Origin of the sequence: Actinoplanes sp. NPDC048796 (genome assembly GCF_040650035.1) — a bacterium.
GTDB lineage: Bacteria > Actinomycetota > Actinomycetes > Mycobacteriales > Micromonosporaceae > Actinoplanes.
On sequence record NZ_JBEZGO010000004.1, the window covers coordinates 309,292 to 329,555 of the forward strand.

20 protein-coding genes are annotated in these 20,264 nt (G+C 71.6%); 18 read left to right on the forward strand and 2 right to left on the reverse strand.

Annotation, left to right across the window (positions count from 1 at the left end):
- The first annotated feature begins 107 nt into the window (after nt 1-107).
- The 4 genes from AB0C26_RS20015 (at nt 108) to AB0C26_RS20030 (ending at nt 3,726) form a co-directional block, all read left to right on the forward strand.
- Nucleotides 108-1,088 (forward strand): hypothetical protein, encoded by a 981-nt coding sequence (locus AB0C26_RS20015; RefSeq protein ID WP_360249068.1) that lies wholly within the window; start codon nt 108-110, stop codon nt 1,086-1,088.
- Nucleotides 1,085-1,705 carry an SUMF1/EgtB/PvdO family nonheme iron enzyme gene (locus tag AB0C26_RS20020; RefSeq protein WP_360249071.1) on the forward strand — a complete coding sequence of 207 codons (621 nt, stop codon included), beginning with the start codon at nt 1,085-1,087 and terminating at the stop codon, nt 1,703-1,705. Before AB0C26_RS20015 ends, AB0C26_RS20020 begins: the two co-directional genes overlap by 4 nt.
- Before the next feature lie 205 nt (nt 1,706-1,910).
- Nucleotides 1,911-3,083, forward strand: coding sequence for a hypothetical protein (locus AB0C26_RS20025; RefSeq protein WP_360249074.1), 1,173 nt, complete (start codon nt 1,911-1,913; stop codon nt 3,081-3,083).
- Nucleotides 3,084-3,135: 52 nt separating this feature from the next.
- Nucleotides 3,136-3,726 (forward strand): TetR/AcrR family transcriptional regulator C-terminal domain-containing protein, encoded by a 591-nt coding sequence (locus AB0C26_RS20030; RefSeq protein WP_360249077.1) that lies wholly within the window; start codon nt 3,136-3,138, stop codon nt 3,724-3,726.
- On the opposite strand, the gene AB0C26_RS20035 is transcribed toward AB0C26_RS20030, so the two are convergent.
- Nucleotides 3,716-5,350, reverse strand: a complete 1,635-nt coding sequence (locus tag AB0C26_RS20035) for an ABC-F family ATP-binding cassette domain-containing protein (protein WP_360249080.1) — start codon at nt 5,348-5,350, stop codon at nt 3,716-3,718. The genes AB0C26_RS20030 and AB0C26_RS20035 overlap by 11 nt on opposite strands.
- A gap of 1,051 nt (nt 5,351-6,401) precedes the next feature.
- Nucleotides 6,402-7,220 (reverse strand): PhzF family phenazine biosynthesis isomerase, encoded by an 819-nt coding sequence (locus AB0C26_RS20040; RefSeq protein ID WP_360249083.1) that lies wholly within the window; start codon nt 7,218-7,220, stop codon nt 6,402-6,404.
- A gap of 232 nt (nt 7,221-7,452) precedes the next feature.
- On the opposite strand from AB0C26_RS20040, the gene AB0C26_RS20045 reads away from it, so the two are divergent.
- The 14 genes from AB0C26_RS20045 to AB0C26_RS20110 all read left to right on the forward strand — a co-directional run bounded on the left by AB0C26_RS20045 (nt 7,453) and on the right by AB0C26_RS20110 (nt 20,199).
- Nucleotides 7,453-8,877: a sigma 54-interacting transcriptional regulator gene (locus AB0C26_RS20045; RefSeq protein WP_360249086.1), complete on the forward strand. Its 1,425-nt coding sequence runs from the start codon at nt 7,453-7,455 to the stop codon at nt 8,875-8,877.
- Nucleotides 8,878-8,879: 2 nt separating this feature from the next.
- Nucleotides 8,880-10,832 (forward strand): VWA domain-containing protein, encoded by a 1,953-nt coding sequence (locus AB0C26_RS20050; RefSeq protein WP_360249089.1) that lies wholly within the window; start codon nt 8,880-8,882, stop codon nt 10,830-10,832.
- Between the two features lie 980 nt (nt 10,833-11,812).
- Nucleotides 11,813-12,427: a CDP-alcohol phosphatidyltransferase family protein gene (locus tag AB0C26_RS20055; RefSeq protein WP_360249092.1), complete on the forward strand. Its 615-nt coding sequence runs from the start codon at nt 11,813-11,815 to the stop codon at nt 12,425-12,427.
- Complete coding sequence (locus AB0C26_RS20060; RefSeq protein ID WP_360249095.1) at nt 12,424-14,292, forward strand: DUF881 domain-containing protein; 1,869 nt, start codon at nt 12,424-12,426, stop codon at nt 14,290-14,292. The genes AB0C26_RS20055 and AB0C26_RS20060 overlap by 4 nt, the downstream gene beginning before the upstream one ends.
- The gene (locus AB0C26_RS20065; RefSeq protein ID WP_360249098.1) at nt 14,289-14,621 is read left to right on the forward strand and encodes a small basic family protein; all 333 of its coding nucleotides are present in this window, start codon (nt 14,289-14,291) and stop codon (nt 14,619-14,621) included. Before AB0C26_RS20060 ends, AB0C26_RS20065 begins: the two co-directional genes overlap by 4 nt.
- A 5-nt stretch (nt 14,622-14,626) precedes the next feature.
- Entirely contained in the window at nt 14,627-15,487 is an 861-nt protein-coding gene (locus AB0C26_RS20070; protein ID WP_360249101.1) for a DUF881 domain-containing protein, read from the forward strand.
- Nucleotides 15,488-15,529: 42 nt separating this feature from the next.
- On the forward strand, nt 15,530-15,910 hold the full coding sequence (gene gcvH / locus AB0C26_RS20075; RefSeq protein WP_360249104.1) for a glycine cleavage system protein GcvH: 381 nt from the start codon (nt 15,530-15,532) through the stop codon (nt 15,908-15,910).
- 209 nt (nt 15,911-16,119) lie between these two features.
- Nucleotides 16,120-16,572, forward strand: a complete 453-nt coding sequence (locus AB0C26_RS20080; protein ID WP_360249107.1) for an FHA domain-containing protein — start codon at nt 16,120-16,122, stop codon at nt 16,570-16,572.
- Between the two features lie 68 nt (nt 16,573-16,640).
- A complete protein-coding gene (locus tag AB0C26_RS20085; RefSeq protein ID WP_360249110.1) occupies nt 16,641-17,309 on the forward strand; it encodes a MerR family transcriptional regulator in 669 nt (222 codons plus the stop codon).
- A 127-nt stretch (nt 17,310-17,436) separates the two neighbouring features.
- On the forward strand, nt 17,437-17,901 hold the full coding sequence (locus tag AB0C26_RS20090; protein WP_097321283.1) for a bifunctional nuclease family protein: 465 nt from the start codon (nt 17,437-17,439) through the stop codon (nt 17,899-17,901).
- A 147-nt stretch (nt 17,902-18,048) separates the two neighbouring features.
- Nucleotides 18,049-18,603 (forward strand): MerR family transcriptional regulator, encoded by a 555-nt coding sequence (locus tag AB0C26_RS20095; protein WP_360249114.1) that lies wholly within the window; start codon nt 18,049-18,051, stop codon nt 18,601-18,603.
- A 59-nt stretch (nt 18,604-18,662) separates the two neighbouring features.
- Nucleotides 18,663-19,241 carry a class I SAM-dependent methyltransferase gene (locus tag AB0C26_RS20100; protein WP_360249117.1) on the forward strand — a complete coding sequence of 193 codons (579 nt, stop codon included), beginning with the start codon at nt 18,663-18,665 and terminating at the stop codon, nt 19,239-19,241.
- A 33-nt stretch (nt 19,242-19,274) separates the two neighbouring features.
- Nucleotides 19,275-19,964, forward strand: a complete 690-nt coding sequence (locus tag AB0C26_RS20105; RefSeq protein WP_360249120.1) for a hypothetical protein — start codon at nt 19,275-19,277, stop codon at nt 19,962-19,964.
- Between the two features lie 25 nt (nt 19,965-19,989).
- Nucleotides 19,990-20,199, forward strand: coding sequence for a hypothetical protein (locus AB0C26_RS20110; RefSeq protein ID WP_360249123.1), 210 nt, complete (start codon nt 19,990-19,992; stop codon nt 20,197-20,199).
- The last annotated feature ends 65 nt before the right edge of the window (nt 20,200-20,264 follow it).

Genomic DNA, 20,264 nt, shown 5'->3' on the forward strand with positions numbered 1-20,264 from the left:
TCGTGCGCCCGTGATCGACGCCACCGTCCGCCGGAGCGACACGGGCGCTTCCGCCCAAGCCGGACGCTGCGTGAACACCGTCGTACTGTGCCACTAGATTGGTCGACATGGTGGTGAGCGAAACTCTCGGCGTCGTCGCCCACCCCGGCGGCCTGCTGGTCGATCGTCCCGAGTTGAGCGTCGGCGTGTCCCTGATCGTCTCCCGGCCGACCGGCCTGGAGGTCCGGCTGGCCGCCCGCCACCCGGCCGAACCCGGCGACGTGCCGCCCGGGCTGGACGAGTGGGGCGAGTTGCGGCCGGGGCCGGCCGGGGTCGAACCGGCGGCGCGGGTGCTGCTGCCCGAGTACGACGAAGGTATGCACCTGCGGGTGGGCAGCCTCGACCAGGCGGGCCGGGCCCACTGGGTCTACGGGTCGACCTCGGTCTACTCCGGGCGCTACGTCGAGGTGCGGACCACCGTCGTGCTGCCGCCCGTGTTCGACCACGTCGACCTGGTGCTGGCCTGGCCCGAGATCGGCTTCCCGGAAGCGGTGATCGGCCTGTCCCTGCCGGGCCGGGCCACCGTGCAGCGCGGCACGTTCTCGGTGTGGGAGGCGCCGCCGGTGGCCACGCTGGCCGCGGGCACGACCCCGCCCGGCGACACGTCGATGCTGCCCGAGCCGCCGCTGCTGGGCGATCCCGGCTCGCCGCGCATCGAGGCCGGCCGGCTCGTCGCCGACCCGTGCGTGCTGGTCCGCGACCGCGACGCGGTGATCGTGCTGTCCCGGGTGACCCGCTCCGGCCCGATCCTGGCCCTCGAGGTGGAGAGCCTGGCCCGCGGCGAGGCGGCCAGCCGCCTCGAACAGGTCGAACTGCCGCACCGCGACGACTTCGTGCGGGTCCGCCCCACGGTGGCCCTGCTGCACGGCGCCACGGCGTTCCCGCTGCGCGCCTACGAGGGCGGCTACAGCGGCGGCGCGGGCACGTTCCACGCCACCGAGGAGTTCGCGGTGGCCAGCGCCGAGGCGCTGCACCTGCTGGTGGCGTGGCCGGCCGCGGGCATCCCGGCCCACCGGGCGGTCGTCCCGCTGAACCGGCTCGACCCGTGATCGAGGTGGCCCCGGGCCGGGTGGTGCTCGCCGACCGGCGCACCCAGCGCCAGTGGCAGGTCGATCTGGGGCCGTTCGCGATCGCGGCGCTGCCGGTCACCGAGGGGGAGTACGGCTCGGTCCCCGACTCGCGGCTGCCGGCGGCGGAGGTGTCGTGGTTCGACGCGGCGCGTCACTGCAACGGCCGTTCCGAGCTCGAGGGGCTGGCCCCGGCGTACGACATCAGGGGTGACCAGGTGGAATGGGACCGGTCGGCCGACGGCTACCGGTTGCCGACCGAGGCGGAGTGGGAGTTCGCGTGCCGCGCCGGCACGGAGGGCCCGCGATACGGTGAACTCGACGACATCGCCTGGTACCGGGACAATTCGGGCGGGCGGCCGCGCGAGGTGGGCACGCGCGCCCCGAACGCCTGGGGCCTGCACGACATGATCGGAAATGTCTGGAACTGGTGCTGGGACCTGTACGACCCCTCGGTGTACGGCATCTACCGAGTGCTCCGCGGCGGCGGCTGGTTCGACGAACACTGGAGCTGCCGCGCCTCGGTACGCCGCCGCAGCCACCCCACCTTCCGCGTCGACGACGTGGGCTTCCGCCTGGCCCGCACGATCCCGGCCTGACCGCCTCTCCTTCGCGTCACCTCGCTTGACCACCTCATCCTCCTGGCATCCGCCCCCTCGCTCCCGCCTCTTCCGCGCGCCTCCCTCCTCGAGCCCGCTTCTTCCTCGGCGTCCTTGACTCTGAGAACCCCCGGCTTGACCGGCCGGGGTTCTCAAGTGGCCGGGACCTGGCGCCGACAGGGAGTGTCCGACCGGGGGAGGGCACATGGCAGCAGGGCGGGATCAGGTGCGTACGCCGGGCGCGCTCACGCGGGGCCCACGCCCGGCGTGGCAGCGAGCCGGACTGGCGGTGGCCGCGGTGGCCCTCGGCGTGTCCGGCGCCGGGGTGTTCCTGGCCGACACGTACGCCACTCAGTCGACCTGCGACGAGATCAGCGGAATCGGCCTGGCCGGCGAGGGCTACGACAGCGTCAAGGCGAACTTCGCCCGCCACGCGAGCCTGCTCCTGCTGCACAGCGACCTGCGCCACGCGGTCCGTGGACTCGCCGCCGACGAACGCCGCCGCCAGACCCTGGCCGCCCGGGAGGTCACGGCCGAGACCGTCCAGGCCGGCCTCACCGTCGACGACAACATCGAGAGCCGGGCGCGGACAGCGCAAGCGTCCTGCAACCTGCCCGTGGTCGGCGTGCTCTTCCCCGGCGAGGAGGCGTCCCTGGCCGCCTCGATCACGCCCATCGTCGCCATCCCGTCCGCCTCTGCCCCGGCCGGTGCGGCTCCGGCCACCCCGCCTCCAGCCGGTTCTTCCTCGACCGGCTCCTCTTCCACTGGCACCAATCCGGGCGGCCGCTCCGCAGCAGACTCCGCGGGCGGCTCCCTCTCGACCGGCTCTTCCCCGGGCAGCACACGGAACAACGCTCCGTCCTCGAATCCCGGCGCTGGACGCGCCACCAGTCCGTCCTCGAAGCCCGGCGCTGGGCACTCCACTGCGCCGACCGCGACTCCCTCCGCCGGGCGTTCCCCCGGGCCGTCCCCGGCTCCGGCCGACGGGCGAACCGGTGCTCCGTCCGCGGCCCAGACCCCCTACAAGGCCACCCCCACGGAGATCGCCCAGTCCCAGGCGCGGGTCGCCGAAGCCGCCGCTGTCTACCGGCGGCTGGTGGTCTCCCCGACGGCCACCCTCGCCCAGCGCGACGTCGCCCTCTACGAGCTGGCCGCCGCGCAGACCCACCTCGCCGACCTCAAGGCCGGCAACCCGAACGCCCGGCACCCGAAGCTCGAGCTCTGGGGCGCCGACGCCTACCTGTCGGCCGCCATCGCCGGCTACCGCGCCCTGCTGGCCGACCCGGCCGCGACCGTCGCCGACAAGACCCGGGCGGTGGCCGTCGTCGACTACTGGCAGGACCGTTTCGACACCCTCAAGGGCGCCCTGACCAGCTGAATCTAACACCGTTAGAGTGAGAGTCGAACGGTGTTAGAGAGGAGCTTGAGGGTTGGCGCTGGACAGGGAGAAGGTCATCGCCGCCGCGGTGGAACTGCTGGACGAGGGCGGCCTCGACGGCCTGACGCTGCGCCGGCTGGCCGACCGGCTGGGCGTACGCGCCCCCACCCTCTACTGGCATGTGAAGGACAAGGCGGCACTGATCACCGCGCTGGCCGAGGCGATCCTGAGCGACCTCCGCGACCTGCGCCGGCCGGCCGCGGGGGAGCAGTGGGACGACTGGCTGATCGGCGTGGCCGAGCGGCTGCGGACCGCGATGATCGCCCACCCGGACGGCGCCCGGGTCGTCTCGGCGGCGCCGCTGTCCGAGACGCTGGCGGGTGTGTCCGAGCTCGCCATCAGGTCGCTTTTCACGCATGGCCTGCCGCTGCGTCAAGCCCGCCTGACGGTGCTGGTGATGGTGCGGTTCACGATCGGCCACGTCCTGGACGAGCAGTCACCGCGCCCGGCCGACCCGTTCGACGTGGACGCCTTCACCGAACGCCATCCCACGCTGGTCGCCGCGATCGGCGACTACCTGCTCGACGGCCGTACGGCAGACGATCTGTTCCGCGACGCCGTCCGGGTGATCGTCAGCCGATGACCTTGCCGCCGGCGACCTCGAGGTGGCGGGTGGTGCTGACCGCCTCCAGCATCCGCCGGTCGTGGGTGACGAGAAGGAGCGTTCCCGTGTACGAGCCGAGCGCCGACTCCAGCTGCTCGATGGCGGCCAGGTCGAGGTGGTTGGTCGGCTCGTCCAGCACGAGCAGGTTGACCCCGCGCGCCTGGAGCAGCGCCAGGGCGGCCCGGGTGCGCTCACCCGGCGACAGCGTGGCCGCGGGCCGCAGCACGTGCGCGGCCTTGAGCCCGAATTTCGCCAGCAGCGTCCGCACGTCGGCGTCGGAGAGCTCGGGCACCGCCTCGCCGAACGCCCGGGCCAGGGCCTCGTCGCCCAGGAACAGCCCCCGCGCCTGATCGATCTCGCCGACCACCACGCCCGGCCCGAGCGCCGCGCTGCCCTCGTCGAGCGGAAGCCGCCCCAGCATCGCCGCGAGCAGCGTGGACTTGCCCGACCCGTTCGCTCCGGTGATCGCCACCCGGTCGGCCCAGTCGATCTGGAGCGTCACCGGCCCCAGCGTGAACCCGCCCCGCCGCACCACGGCGTCGCGCAGGGTCGCCACGACCGCGCCGGCCCGCGGCGCCACGGCGATCTCCATCCGCAGGTCCCACTCCTTGCGGGGCTCCTCGACCACCTCGAGCCGCTCGATGAGCTTCTCGGTCTGCCGCGCCTTGGCCGCCTGCTTCTCGCTCGACTCGGCCCGGTACTTCTTCCCGATCTTGTCGTTGTCGGGCGCCTTGCGGTGCGCGTTCTTGACGCCCTTCTCCATCCAGGCCCGCTGCATGCGCGCCCGCTCGAGCAGGTCGTCCTTCTTGTCGGCGTACTCCTCGTACTGCTCCCGGGCATGCGCCCGCGCCCGCTCCCGCTCCTCGAGGTAGGCGGTGTACCCACCCCCGAACAGGTTGACCTTCTGCTGGGCCAGGTCGAGTTCCAAGACCTTGGTCACCGTACGGGCCAGGAACTCCCGATCGTGACTGACGAGCAGCGTCCCGGCCCGAAGCCCGGTCACGAACTCCTCGAGCCGCCGCAGCCCGTCCAGGTCGAGGTCGTTGGTCGGCTCGTCCAGCAGGAAGATGTCGTACCGGCTCAAGAGCAGTGAAGCCATGCCCGCGCGAGCCGCCTGCCCACCGGAGAGCGCCGTCATGGGATGGTCGAGCGCCACGTCAAGCCCCAGATCGGCCGCCACCTGCACCGCCCGCTCGTCCAGGTCGGCACCCCCAAGATCGAGCCACCGCTCCAACGCCACCGAGTAGGCGTCGTCGGCACCGGCCCGCCCCTCGGTGAGCGCCTCGGTCGCCTCATCCAGGGCCACCTGGGCCGGCCCGACCCCCGTACGCCGGGCCAGAAAGTCCCGAACGTTCTCCCCGGAGCGCCGCTCCCTTTCCTGCGGCAGGTAACCGACGTTGGCGCTCGGCGGGCTCAGGGACACCGTTCCGCTTTCCACCGGCAGAATCCCCGCCAGCGTCCGCAGCAGCGTCGTCTTCCCCGCCCCGTTGACCCCCACCAGCCCGATCACATCGCCGGGCGCGACCACAAGGTCAAGCCCACTGAACAGGTTCCGGTCACCGTGCCCCGCGGCAAGCTCGCGGGCAATCATCGTGGCACTCATCTCGCCCCAGATCCTATGGCTCCCCACAACCGCTTATCCGCACCACCGCCCTTCCACCCTTCCCGCCACCGCACGCCCGCCCGCTTCCGCAGCCCGCACCCTGCGACCGCCCCCACCGTCCTCCGCCCGCGCTCACGCCGCGCCGCTCCGCTGCCCCGCGCTGACGCCGCGCCGCTCCGCTGCCCCGCGCTCGGACCGCTCCTCGCCGCGCCGCTCCGCCGCTCACGCTCGGACCGCTCCCCGCCGCGCCGCTCCGCCGCCCACGCTCCGACCGCTCCTCGCCGCGCCCGTTTCGCGTCCTCACAACAACGCCCGGCAGGGCAATCCCGACCATTCCCCGCGAAGTACCCGGGGGTCATCGGTGTGGGCACGGTCCTTCTACGGCTCAACCGTCTGACAGCTCGTCGACCGCGCCGCGCCCGCTTCGCCGCCGTGCTCGCTTCGCGCCCGCACTTGTTTGCGCTCACGCTCGGTTTGGCGCTCGCGCCCGCTTCCCGCTTGCGCCGTTTCACCGCCTCGCCGTTTGACGGCTTGTTGACCGCGCCGAGCCCGCTTCGCCGCCGTGCTCGTTTTGGGCCTGCGCCCGCTTCCCGCTTGCGGCGTTTCACCGCCTCGCCGTTTGACGGCTCGTTGACCGCGCCGAGCCCGCTTTCCGCTCGCGCCGTTCCCGTCCACGCCGTTCCGGCGCTCGACGAGGCGGCACGCACCCGCCCCGACGGCCTGCGCCGCTGGTGTGTGACCGCCCGTGGGGCCCCGTGCCCGGTATTGGCCCCCTGATGTCCGGCCGCCTAACCCAAGGCCGGGTTTCGGGCACGGCGTCGACGAGGGCCGCCGCGTCGGTACGAACCCCGGCCACTGGCTCGGGATCCGGCGCATGAGAAGTAGGCGCCGGGATCCCCGAGTCCCTCGGGTCCGCCCGGGTTGACAGCAAGCGAGGGAGCGCGGCCATCCATCCGCCGAGTGCGCGAACGCTGTGGGTCAGAAGCTGTCCGCCGTCGTCGGTGGGCGGGGCCGGGCCGTGCCGGCAGCACAGGGCGGCCGGGTGGTGGGGTCAGGGGGTCAGGGGGACTGCTGTTCCGCGGACGCGGACTCCGGGCTCGCCCGCGTGCAGTTCGACGGTGAGGCGGCTGGGGCGGCCCATGTCGTCGCCCTGGCTCAGGGCGATGGTGGCGCCGTCGTGGGCCAGGCCCTGGGCTCGCAGGTAGCCGCCCAAGGCTGCCGCGGCGGCGCCTGTGGCCGGGTCCTCGTAGACGCCGCCGATCGGGAACGGGTTGCGGACGTCGAAGGCGCCGGGGGCGGTGCGGTGGATCAGCTGGATGGTGGTCCAGCCCTTGGACTCCATCAGGGCCTTGAGGGTGGGCACGTCGTAGTCGAGCTCGGCCAGGCGGCGGCGGGTCGCGGCGGCCACGATCGGGTGATAGGCGCCGGCGTAGGCGAGCTTCGGCGGGAGCAGGGTGTCCAGCTCGTCGATCGACCAGCCCAGGGCGGCCAGCAGCGCCTCGACGTCCTCCGGCTCCAGCGGGGTCACCGACGTGGCCACGCTGGTCAGGGTGGCCACGCCGTCGGTGACCGTGACGGGGACCTCGCCGGCGTTGGTCACGAAGATGTGCTCGCCGGGGCCCAGGGCCACCGCTGTCGCGACCGTCGCGTGGCCGCAGAACGGGACCTCGGCCAAGGGGCTGAAGTAGCGCACGCGTTTTCGGCCGGCGCCCAGGTCGGACGTCACGAACGCCGTCTCCGAATAGCCGATCTCGGCCGCGATGCTCAGCATCGCGGCGTCGTCCAGGGCCGCGGCGTCGAGCACCACTCCCGCGGGGTTGCCGCCTTTCGGGTCGTCGCTGAAGGCCACCCACCGTTCGATTTCCGTCATGGGGGCAAGCTTCCCGGTGGGCCTGCGGGGGGCGCCAGAGCCAAAAGTATGGGTCCGGCTTTTTGGCCTGACCCACCGCCCCACGCGAGAGTCGCGCTATGGCCGTGACCCACCCGGCGGTCGCGCCCGGGCCGCGGGTGGGCCCGGATTCGGCGGTGCGGGGAGCCGGCGTACCTGATGACTGGATCTTCGTCACATGAACTTGTCACACCGTGGGAGTAGCGTCTTTCCGGTGACAGATGCACCAGTTGCGATCACGCCCGAGATTCCCTCCGACCTTCCGCGCACCCTGGGTGAGCTTCGGGCCATCGGCCATGCCTACCGCGGTGTGAAGCAGGAGCTGCGCGACAACCTGCTCGAGCGGCTGCGCACCGGCGCGCCGCGATTCCCGGGCATCGTGGGTTATGACGACACGGTGCTGCCCGAGGTCGAGCGTGCCCTGCTCGCCGGGCACGACATGGTGCTGCTCGGCGAGCGTGGCCAGGGCAAGACCCGGCTCATCCGTGGGCTGATCGGCCTGCTCGACGAGTGGACGCCGTTCATCGCCGGCTCCGAGCTGCACGAACATCCCTACCATCCACTGACCCCGGCCTCGCGGCGGCTGGCGGCCGAGACCGGCGACCTGCTGCCGATCTCCTGGCTGCATCGCTCCGAGCGGTACGGCGAGAAGCTCGCCACCCCGGACACCAGCGTCGGTGACCTGATCGGCGACGTCGACCCGATCAAGGTGGCCGAGGGGCGTGCCCTGGGCGACCCCGAGACCATTCACTTCGGCCTCGTGCCGCGCACCAACCGGGGCATCTTCGCGGTCAACGAGCTGCCCGACCTGGCCGAGCGGATCCAGGTGTCGCTGCTCAACGTGCTCGAGGAGCGTGACATCCAGGTTCGTGGCTACCAGCTGCGGCTGCCGCTCGACCTGCTGCTCGTGGCCTCGGCCAACCCGGAGGACTACACCAACCGGGGCCGGATCATCACGCCGCTCAAGGACCGGTTCGGCGCCGAGATCCGCACCCACTACCCGGTCGAGCTGTCGCTCGAGACCGCGCTGATCCGGCAGGAGGCCGACCTGGTCGCCGCCGTGCCCGATCACCTGATCGACGTGCTCGCGCGCTACACGCGGGCCGTGCGTGAGTCGCCGGCCGTGGACGCCCGCTCGGGCATCTCGGCCCGGTTCGCGATCGCGGCGGCCGAGACGGTGGCGGCGTCCGCGCTGCGCCGGTCCGGGCTGCGCAACGAGAAGGAGGCCGTCGCCCGCATCGGTGACACGCCGTCGGTGACGTCCACGCTGCGCGGCAAGGTCGAGTTCGAGAGCGGCGAGGAGGGGCGCGAGACCGAGGTCCTGGCCCACCTGCTGCGGGTGGCCACGGCCGAGACGTTCCGCGACCGGCTGGGCGGGCTCGACCTGTCCGGTTTCACGTCGCTGGTCGCCGAGGGCGCCATCATCGAGACCGGTGACCTGGTCAGCGCCGAGGAACTGCTCGGGCAGATCGGGCCGGTGCCGGGGCTGGCCAAGGTGCTCGACCGGCTCGGGCTGGGCGACGCCCCCTCGCCGGGGCAGGCCGCCTCGGGCATCGAGTTCGTGCTCGAGGGCCTTCATCTGACCCGGCGGCTGGCGAAAGAGCTCACCGACGACGGCCGCACCCTCTACGGGAGCTGACGATGGCGGGAAACAGGTTCCGGTACGGGGCGTGGCGCGACGGGCCCGATCCGCTCGCGCCGCCCTACGACGTGCGGGCCGCGGTCGACGAGGTGGGGGAGCGGGTGCTCGCCGGCGACAGCCTGCGCGACGTGCTCCGCGATCTCGTGCGGCGGGGGCCGCGGTCGGGGCGCGGGCTGGACGAGTTGCGTGACCGGGCTCGTCGCATGCGCCGTGACGCGCTCAGGCGGGGCAACCTCGACGGGGCGGTCACCCGGGCGCAGCAGCTGCTTGACCAAGCCGTGGCGACGGAGCGCGACGCGTTGCGGGCGCGGGATGACGTCGAGGCCCGCTTCGACGAGGCTGTTCTGGACAATCTGCCCAGGTCGACATCGCGGGCCGTCGAGGAATTGTCCGAATACAACTGGACATCATCGGAAGCCCGGGACTTGTACCAGCAGATCCTCGACGGGCTCCGGCGGGAGGTCGTCGAGCAGCGCTTCGCGGGCATGAAGCAAGCGCTGGAGAACGGCGACTTCGCCGGCGTCGAGGAGATGGTCGCCGACCTCAACCAGCTGCTCGAGAAACACGCACGGGGCGAGGACACGTCCGACGCGTTCCAGCAGTTCATGGACAAGCACGGCCAGTTCTTCCCGGAGAACCCGAAGGACATCGACGAGCTGATCGACTCGCTGGCCCGGCGGGCCGCGGCGGCCGAGCGGCTCATGCGGTCGCTCTCGCCGCAGCAGCAGGAGGAGCTGTCGCGCCTGATGGACCAGGCGCTCGGCGACGGCCCGCTGCGGGGCCGGATGGCCGAGCTGACCGACAACCTGCGGGCGCTGCGCCCCCAGCTCAACTGGGGTCGCGGCGAGCGGATGCGCGGGCCGAACGACCTGGGCTACGGCGACGCGGCGGCCGCCCTGGGCGAGATCGGTGAGCTGGACGAACTGCTCGACCAGCTCGGCCAGGAACATCCGGGTGCCACCCTCGACGACGTCGACGTGGAGATGGTGGAGCGCCAGCTCGGCCGCTCGGCCGCCGACGACGTGCGGCGGCTGCGCGAGCTGGAACGGGAGCTGAGCCGTCAGGGCTGGGTGACCCGCGACGCCGAGGGCCTGACGCTCTCACCGAAGGCGCTGCGCCGGCTCGGCCGTACGGCGCTGGCCACGGTCTTCGACGATCTGTCCGGCCGCAAGCAGGGTCAGCACGACCTGCGCGACGCGGGCGCGGCGGGCGACCTCATCGGCTCGTCGCGGCGCTGGGAGTTCGGCGACGAGCAGCCGCTCGACGTCGTCCGCACGATCGGCAACGCGGTGCGCCGGCAGGCCGCCTCGGGTGGCGTCGGCGTCCTGCCGGTGCGCCTGGAACCGGACGACTTCGAGGTGGCCGAGACCGAACGCCGGGCCTCGGCCGCGGTGGCCCTGCTGGTCGACCTGTCCTACTCGATGTACGCGGACGGCCGCTGGGGCCCGATGAAACAGACGGCGCTGGCGCTGTCCCACCTGGTCGCGACCCAGTTCCCGCAGGACTCCCTGCAGATCATCGGCTTCGGCCTGCACGCGGCGGCGCTGTCGCAGGGCGAGCTGGCGGCCATCGACCCGAGCATGGAGAAGGGCACGAACCTCCAGCACGCCCTCAAGCTCGCGGCCCGCCACCTGCGCCGCCATCCGGGCTCGGAGCCGGTCGTGCTGGTGGTCACCGACGGCGAGCCCACGGCCCACCTGGAGCCCGACGGCGAGGCCATGTTCTGGTGGCCGCCGCTGCCGGAAACGGTGCGGGCGACGATCCACGAGGTCGACCACCTGACCCGCTTCGGCGCCACGCTGAATTTCTTCATGCTCGGCGAGGACCCCGGCCTCCAGCGCTTCGTGGCGGCGGTCGCGGAACGCAACGGCGGCCGCGTCTTCAGCCCCGACGCCGAGGAGCTGGGCCGCTACGTAGTCGACGATTACGTGAGGGCCAGGCGGGGGCGCTAAACCTTTGCCGAGGTACGCGTGGTCGGCCGACCACGCGGAACATCCCGGAACCCACCACTCGGGCGCGACCCGAGCGGTGGGTTCCGCGCGTGCGGCGCGTTTCGCGCCTCTGCGTACTCGCGCTCAGAGCCCCCACTCACCGGGCATGCTGTCGATTGCGCTCAGGCCGCTGCCCGCTCCCGGTGCTCGCGCTCAAGGCCGCTGCCCGCTCCCCGCCGGCTCGCGGTGCGCGCGCTCAATGCCCGGCGCGCTCGTTGTCCGGCTGTTCGTGTTCGCGTTGAGCACCTATGCCGCGCTAGCCCCCCGCTGGCCGCCCTTTCCTCCCCGCTGGCCGCCCTTTCGTGCCCGGCGGTCGCGCTCGCGCTCGGCGCCTCGATGGCCTTGCCGGGCGCCCACTGTCGGAACCTCGCCGCCTCGCCGCCTCCTTGCCGCACCGGCTCCTAGAGTTCCAGCGCATTTGCGGGACTTACCTCGCCGCGCCCATTCCAGAGCCGCCGCTTCTCGACACCCGCTGAGGCTGCTTTCGGCGCGTCCGTCCGTCCGTCCGTCCGTCCGCCTGCCCGTCCGCCTGCCCGTCCGCCTGCCCGTCCGCCTGCCCGCCTGCCCGCCTGCCCGCCTGCCCGCCTGCCCGCCTGCCCGCCTGCCCGCCTGCCCGCCTGCCCGCCTGCCCGTTCCCTCCGCCCGTCCGCAGTCCCTTCGCGGGACCTCAGCCGAGCCGGATGTCGGCGTCTTTGACCCCGCTGAGAGGGAAGGAAAACTAGGTTCCTAGGATGGCGGACACGCTGTGCGACGCGCGACGGGTCCGTGAGCGGGGACGTGCGGCTGGTTATAGTTGCTCGGCGAGTGGCCGGGCAGGGGGTCCGGGCGTTCGCGGGACACAGCCACCCGGCTGGGTGCATGGTCGGCTCACTGGTGGGCTGGGCGTGGAGTGTGGCCGGGGGACCGGCCGTGCCCGCGCCGTAGGGGGAGAGGAAACCGCGATGTCGCAGCAGCCTGCGCCGTCCATCGCTGCCTCCGATCGGATCTGGACGATCCCCAACGTGATCAGCTTCATCCGGCTGCTCGGGGTGCCGCTCTTCCTGTATCTGCTGCTGGGGCCGCACCACGACGTCGCCGCGGTGATCGTGATCGCGGTCGGCGGGACGACCGACTGGGTCGACGGTTACGTGGCCCGGCGGATGAACTCGGTGAGCCGGCTGGGCACGCTGCTCGACCCGTTCGCCGACCGGCTCTACATCCTGGCGACGTTGATCGGCTTCACGATCCGCGGCGTCGTCCCGTACTGGCTGACCGGCGCCCTCCTGCTGCGCGAAGTCGTGCTGGGCATCGCCCTGCTCGTGCTGCGCCGGCACGGCTACGGTCCGCCGCCCGTGCACTACGTCGGCAAGACCGGCACGTTCGTGCTGCTCGCCGCGTTCCCGATCATCCTGCTGGGCAAGGCCGTGCCGTCCTGGGACGGCTGGGCCGGCGCCGTGGGCTGGGGCCTCGCCTGGTGGGCGCTCGCCCTGTACTGGGCGGCCGGCGCCCTCTACCTGATTCAGACCGTCCGCCTGCTGAGGGCCGACCGGCTGGCGCCCGGAGCGCGGACGGCATGACCGCGCCGCACTCCCCGGATCGCCGCCAACCCGACGACCCGCCCAACACCGTGCCCGCACCCGACAAATCTGAAATGTCGGACATGGCGGCGCCGGAGAGCGCTCAACAGCGGCACGCCCGGGAAGCGGGTGCGTCGTATACGAGCCACGACCACATCGCCGAACCGCAAACGGGCGCCGAGCTGACGGACGCACCCGCAAGTGGTGATCAGGTCAGCGCCAGGCAGGCGGGGGCCGCGCAGTGGAACGTGGGGCAGGCGGGCGCCGCGCACGTAAGCGGCAACCAGGTCAGCGACGTGCCGGACGCCGTGCACGCGAGCGGTGACCATGTCAGCGACAGGCGGGCGGGCGCCGCGCAGTGGCAGGCTGAGCAGACTGACGCAGTACACGCGAGCGGCGGCCAGGTCCGCGAGGCGCAGGTAGCCGGCGACCACAAGGACGCGGTAGACGCGGGCGGTGAGCATGCCGGCGCGGCGGGCACGGGCGCCTGGCAAACGGGCGGCGGACAAGCGAGTGCCCTGCCTGCGGGCGAGCAGTGGGCCGGTGGCGAGTGGTTCGGCGAGCAGCCTGCCGGCGAGCGACAGAGCGGCGAGCACGTCGACCGAGTCGAAGCGGGCCGCGGGCGTCGGGACGCTGAGCAAGCGGACGCTGACCAGGTCGGTGGAGCGGAAGCGGGCGCCGAACAGCTAGCTGGCGCGCCAGCGGCTGGGGTGCACGTGGACGCCGTCGGCGAGGCTCACGCGAGCACCGGCAAATTCAGTGGGCGGCATGCGGGCGCGGCAGCCAATAGCGGCGCAGCGGACGCCGAGCACGCGGGCGCGGCAGCCAGTAACGATGTGGCGGACGCCGAGTATGCGGGTGCGGCGGCCAGTAACAACGTGGCAGACGCTCATCTTGCGGGTGCGGGGGCCGGCGGCGACGCAGCGGGCGGCGAGCAGGCGGGTGAAGCGGGATCGGGTGCGGCGCCTAAGCGGGTGTACGCGCCTGACTTCCTCACCGAGCTCTTCCGGAACCCGCTTGATCCCGGCTATGCGGACGCGGCCGCACGTAAGGCTCGGGACGGTGAGCCCACCGGCGTGCGGAAGGCCTTCTCCAGTGGGCTTCTCGTGGTCACCCTGGTCGCGCTCGGTTTTCTGCTTGTGGTGGCCTACCAGCAGACCGTGGCCGATGAGCCCGCCCGGACCACCGCGCGGGCCGAGCTGGTCGAGCAGGTGCAGAAGCGGCGGGAAGAGACCTCTCATCTGCAGGACCGGGCCGAGGCGCTCAGCGACGAAGTCGCCGGGCTTCGGGAGCGGGAGCTGAGCAGCACCACCGTGCAGCGGCTGCGGAATCTTGAGGCGGCGACCGGGCTGGCCCAGGTCACCGGGTCGGGGGCGCGGATCACCGTGGCCGACGGGCCGACGCCGATCAACCCGGTGACGGGGGAGCGGAACACTGTCGCGCGGGTCAAGGACAGTGATCTGCAGCTGGCCACCAACGCGCTCTGGTCGCTCGGGGCCGAGGCCATCGCCATCAACGGGCAGCGGCTCACCGCGACGTCGACGATTCGGCAGGCAGGTGAGGCGATTCTGGTCGACTTTCGGCCGGTGACCAGCCCGTACGAGGTTGTGGCGATCGGGCCTGACGATCTTGCCAAGGATTTTCGGGAAGGGTATGCCGGCAAGTTCTTCGAGCAGCTGGGTGCCAAGTACGGGATGTCCTTCCAGTCCAAGGAGGTGGACGACGTGACGTTGCCGGCCGCTACCGAGCTCAAGCTGCGGGTGGCCCAGCCTTCGACGCCGCCGCCCGCGCCCTCCGGTTCTCTCCCACCCCTGCCCTCGTCCGCCACGCCGGACGTGAGCTCCTCGTCGGAAGGCGGGCGATGATCGCCGTACTCGCTCTGGTCGCCGGTGCCGTCCTGGGCATCGTGTTCCAACCCGCGGTTCCGATCGCGTTGCAGCCGTACCTGCCGATCGCGGTGGTCGCCGCGCTCGACGCCGTGTTCGGCGGGGTGCGGGCGAAACTGGACGGGATCTTCGACGACAAACAGTTCGTGATCTCGTTCATCGCGAACGTGCTCGTGGCCGCGCTCATCGTCTATCTGGGCGACCAGCTGGGCGTGGGCGGTCAGCTCTCCACCGGTGTGGTGGTCGTCCTCGGCGTACGGCTGTTCGGGAACGTCGCCGCCATCCGCCGCCACCTGTTCCGGGCGTGACGGGGATGAGTGGTGTGGGGGACGAGAAGCCGGCGCACACCGGCGATGAGGGCCCGACCGTGGAGACGGCACGGCCGGAACCGCCACCCGATCCCGACGGGCCGACCCGGCCGCTGAGCCGTTCCGAGGTCACCCCCGCGTCACCCGATCCGGTGACGGCCACCTCCGGATCGGTGCTCCGCCGGAAGATGTCCGGAGCCGGAGCACTGATCGCCGTACTCCTCGCGCTCTTCGGTTTCACGCTGGTCGTGCAGTTGCGCAGCAACAACGACGACGAGGGGCTGGCCACCGCGCGGCAGGAGGACTTGGTGCGGATCCTGTCGGACCTGGAGGCCCGCGACAGCCGCCTTCAGTCCGAGATCAACGCTCTGGAGACCAGCCAGCGGCAGCTCACCTCCGGTGTGGCGGGCCGGCAGGCCGCCCTGGACGAGGCGGACCGGCGTACCGACGAACTGGGTCTGCTCGCCGGAACCCTGCCGGGCCGGGGCACGGGCCTGGTCATCACCGTCGACAAGGTGAAGGCGTCGGCGATCCTCAACGCCGTGCAGGAGTTGCGCGGCGCCGGCGGTGAGGTGATGCAGATCGCCGGGTCCGGTGGCGGGGCCGTGAGAATCGTCGCGTCCAGCTATTTCGTGGACGCCGAGGGCGGCGGGATCATCGCCGACGGGCAGCGTCTCACCGGCCCCTACGTGCTCACCGTGATCGGTGTGCCGCAGACGATGCAAACCGCGTTGCAAATCCCCGGCGGGGTGGTCGCGTCGGTGAACAGCGGCGGCGGTAGCGTGACGTTGGAACAACGCACCTTGGTCGACGTGACCGCGGTGCGCGACGCCACCACATTGCGATACGCGCGGCCGGCTTCTTAGCCTCCGCGCTACTGACGGATATATGTGCACGGGAGAGATGGCGTGATTCCTGAGGACCTGCGGTACACGGCTGAACATGAGTGGGTGGCCGGAGACGGCAGCGGGCCCGTGCGGGTGGGCATCACCCACTTCGCGCAGGATGCGCTGGGCGACATCGTCTTCGTCGACCTGCCCGAGGAGGGCACGGAGCTGGCGGCCGGTGACTCGCTCGGTGAGATCGAGTCGACCAAGAGCGTGTCGGAGATCTACGCGCCCATCGCGGGCACCGTGGTCGCCAAGAACGCGTCTCTGACCGATGAGCCCGAGCTCATCAACGCCGAGCCGTACGCGGCGGGCTGGCTCGTCGAGATCGCGCCGTCCGACCCGAAGGAACTCGAGGGTCTGCTCGACGCGAGCGCTTATCAGGCGATCACCGAGAGCTGAGTCTCTCGTCTATGTAGTCCGGCTTTTCCGGTGCGTGAACGTTACGTCCGCGCGTCCGGTTGCCCCGCGATATTCGCCTTCACTAGGCTCGCGGGGCACAACAAATGTTATGCCTTTGAAACCGATAGTCGTGTGTCCGGGCCATATGGCCGCGGCGGGAGTGAATCCTTGCCGCATGGCGGCGACCAACTGATCCGTGAGGTGGTCCGATGACGCGCCCAGACGACGAGTTCCCCCCACTCGACGTCACGTCCACACTCAACCTCGGTGCGCTCGACGAGCTGCTCGAGGCGCCGGAGAACGACGTGGTGCCGAGCCGTATGTCCGGCTCGCTCCCGCCCGGAATGGCGCTGCTCGTGGTGCGCCGGGGCCCCAACGCGGGCGCGCGGTTCCTGCTCGATCACGACGTGACGACCAGTGGCCGGCACCCCGACAGTGACATCTTCCTCGACGATGTGACGGTGTCCCGCCGGCACGCCGAGTTCCACCGCGACGGCGGCACTTTCACGGTGCGCGACGTCGGCTCGCTCAACGGCACCTACGTGAACCGGGAGCGGGTCGAGGCGGCGACGCTGAGCAACGGCGACGAGGTCCAGATCGGCAAGTTCCGCCTGGTGTTCATCGCCGGCCCGCGGCCGGAGGGCGAGGGTAGCGGGGCGTGAACTCGTCGGGGGCGGCCGCGCGCGACCCGGGGGCCTCGCGTCCCCAGGGTGGGCGCGAGCCTGCGCTGATGAGCATCGGGGAGGTGCTGGCCCATCTGCGCACCGAATTCCCCGACACCACGATCTCCAAGTTGCGCTTCCTGGAGGCGGAGGGGCTGGTCGATCCCCAGCGCACCGCCTCCGGGTACCGCAAGTACTCGTGGAACGACGTGGCGCGGCTGCGGTTCGTGCTCACGGCGCAGCGCGATCAGTACCTGCCGTTGCGGGTGATCCGGGAGCAGCTGGACCGGATGGAGGCCGAGCCGGCGCCGCCGGCGCGGCCGAACCTGGTCGCGGTGGGCGCCGAGAAGGCGGCCGATCCGTCCGACACCCGGGTCCCCCGGGAGGATGTGATCGAACGCACGGGCGCTCCGGCCGAGCTGCTCGACGAGCTCGAGCGCATGGGCCTGGTCACGGCGCGGCCACCGGGGTGGTACGACGGCGACGCCGTGGTCATCGTGGAGGCCGTGGTCGGGTTGACGAAATACGGCCTGGAGGTTCGCCATCTGCGCGGGTTCCGGGCCGCCTCCGACCGTGAGGTCGGGCTGTTCACCCAGCTCCTGGCGCCCCTGGTGCGCCAGAGCGACCCGGCGGCGCGTGCCCGTGCGCAGGAGACGGCGCGGGACCTGCAGGCGCTCTCGCAGCGTCTGCACGCGGCTCTGGTGCGCGCGGGGCTGCGGGGAGAACTGGGTCGCTGACGCCGGTTCGGCGGCGGCGAGGTGGGTATGCCGCACTCGTGGGATCCGGACGGGGTGCGTGTACCGTGCAGGATAGGGGCGGCCGTTGCGGGGGCGGCGCAGTAACAAGACGACACGGAGGCGGGCGGTGCGCGAGCTGAGCGTGGTCGGAGTTCGAGTGGAGCTCCCCAGCAACCAGCCGATCGTCCTGCTGCGGGAGGTCGACGGCGATCGGTACCTGCCGATCTGGATCGGTGCCGTCGAGGCCACCGCGATCGCGTACGAGCAACAGGGTGTCAAGCCCGCTCGCCCGCTGACCCACGATCTCCTGCGGGACATCCTGGCCGCCGTCGAGGCGCCGTTGACCGCGGTCGAGATCACCGAGCTGAAAGACAACGTCTTCTACGCCGATCTGCTGATCGGTGACGGCCTGCGGGTGTCGGCCCGGCCGAGTGACTCGATCGCGCTGGCGCTGCGGGTGGGCGCGCCGATCCGCTGCGCCGACGAGGTGCTGACCGAGGCCGGCATCGTCATCCCGGACGAGCAGGAGGACGAGGTCGAGAAGTTCCGCGAGTTCCTCGACCAGGTGCGCCCCGAAGATTTTGCCGGATAAAACGCACTCGAAGCGGTTGAAGATCGATACTTACCTCGCTCGGACGCGGCGTGTCGTGGCGTTACCTACCTGTTTCCGCGACGCCTGAGATATACGCTCGTGAAGTCCAGGTGAAGCGGCGGCACCGCGCAGCGGGGAGGTGGTCGCGTGCACGAGCAGCCTCTTGAACATCAGGAGGGCCCCCTCGTCGGCGAGGACGGCTCAGTCGGGTATCGCGGGGTGACGGCGTGCCAGGCGGTCGGCATCAGTTACCGCCAGTTGGATTACTGGGCGCGGACGACGCTCGTGGTCCCGAGCATCCGCGACGCTGAGGGCTCCGGCACCCAGCGCCTCTACTCGTTCCGCGACCTGGTCGTTCTCAAGGTGGTGAAGCGCCTGCTTGACGCGGGCGTCTCGCTGCAGAACATTCGCCGGGCGATCGAGACGCTGCGCTCGCGCGGCGTGGCGGATCTGGCCGGCATCACGCTGATCTCCGACGGCACGACGGTGTACGAGTGCCGGTCGCCGGAGGAGGTCGTCGACCTGCTCCAGGGCGGGCAGGGCGTGTTCGGCATCGCGATCGGCGGTGCCTTCAAAGAGATCCAGGGCTCGCTGCTCAACCTGCCGGCCGAGCCGGCCGTGCCGTCGCCCGTCGGTCCCGCTCCGGAGCCGGCCGCCGGTGACGAGCTGGCCGCCCGCCGGGCCCGCCGCCGAGCCGGCTGAGGTTTGCCGTTCCGGCAAGGAACATTGCCGTCAGCGACGCGGCGCCGCACGCTCGTCCCATGAGCATCGAAGCTGAATGGGACGCCCGATACGCCGAGAGTGACCGCGTCTGGAGCGGCAACCCCAACGTGGTCCTCGTCCGCGAGGTCAGTGACCTGCCGCCCGGCCGCGCCCTCGATCTGGGGTGCGGCGAGGGCGCCGACGCGATCTGGCTGGCCCGCCGGGGCTGGCAGGTGACCGCGGTCGACGTCTCCGGTGTCGCCCTGGAACGGGCGAGGTCGCACGCGGGCGATCTGAGCATCGACTGGCAGCGCCGCGACCTGGTCCAGGACTTCCCACCCGGCGAGTACGACCTGGTCAGCTGCCAGTTCCTGTACCACTGGGGCGAGTTCGACCGGGCCGCCGTGCTGCGCCGCGCGACCGCCGCCGTCGCACCGGGCGGCATCCTCCTGATCGAGGGCCACATGGACGACCCGTCGAACCGGCACACCGGCCTGGTCCTGGAGACGCCCGCCGAGATCGTCGCGCTGCTCCGGTTGGGCGAGGGCTGGGAGACGCTGCGGGCCGAGGAGCATCCTCGTGAGCACAACGGCCTGATCCGTACGGACAGCACGGTCAAGCTCCGCCGCGGCGCTTGACCCTGACACAGTGTCAGGCGCTTCGATGGGCGCATGACCGAGAAAGAGGCCGTCGCCGAGATCACCCGCTTCCTTCAGGACCACTACATCCACGAGGCCTGGGCCGACGCGTACGGAGTGGACGTCGGCCCGGATCCGGACTCGATTCACGTACGCCGTCCCGGTGACCTCCTGGCCCTGGCGAGGCCGGGGGAGAAGGTGGCGACCATGTGCCAGGGATACTCCGAGATGCTGGCCCTGAGGCTGCGTGAGCGCGGCATCCCGGCCCAGGCCCGGTGCGGTTATGCCACGTACTTCCAGAAGGGCTGGTACGAGAGCCACTGGGTCGTCGAGTACGGGGACGGCCGGTGGGCCGACGCGCAGATCGACGACCTCCAGAGGGGCGCGCTCGGCATCGACTTCGACACCCTCGACCTGCCGCCGGGCGCGTTCCTCACCGCGCCCGAGGCCTGGCAACTCGTCCGCCGGGGCGACGCCGACCCGGACACCTTCGGTCACGACGCCGAGTGGAAAGGCGACTGGTTCATCGCCGGGGACGTCCCCAAGGATCTTGTGACCCGTCAGGGGGTGGCGACGTTGCCCTGGGACGAGTGGGATCCGATGCCGGGGCGAGACGAGGAGATCGACGTTGCCCTGTTCGACGCCCTTGCGGCCGGGACGCGCGTGGCCGCCGTGCCCACGAAGGTCTTCAACCAGCGGCGTGGCCGTTTCGAAGATCTGTAGCGGGTCGGCCGCGTACCGTCAGGTCATGATCCCGCAGCACTATCCGCTCTACCTTCGGGAGACCGGCGCGACCCCGGCCGACGACAAGATCTGGCTGGTGGTGGGCTGGCTGCCGGACAAGGTGTCGAACCTTCCCCGGCAGCCGGTGGCCCTGCTCTGCGACAACGACGTGGAGGAGCCACGGGTGCTGGAGCTGACGGGAACCTTCCGGGTGATCGGGACGAACCGGCACTGAGAGGTGCACGTGATGTGCCCGTGACATGACCTCGAGTGTCTTCTATGCTTCGTCTTGGCTTGGCA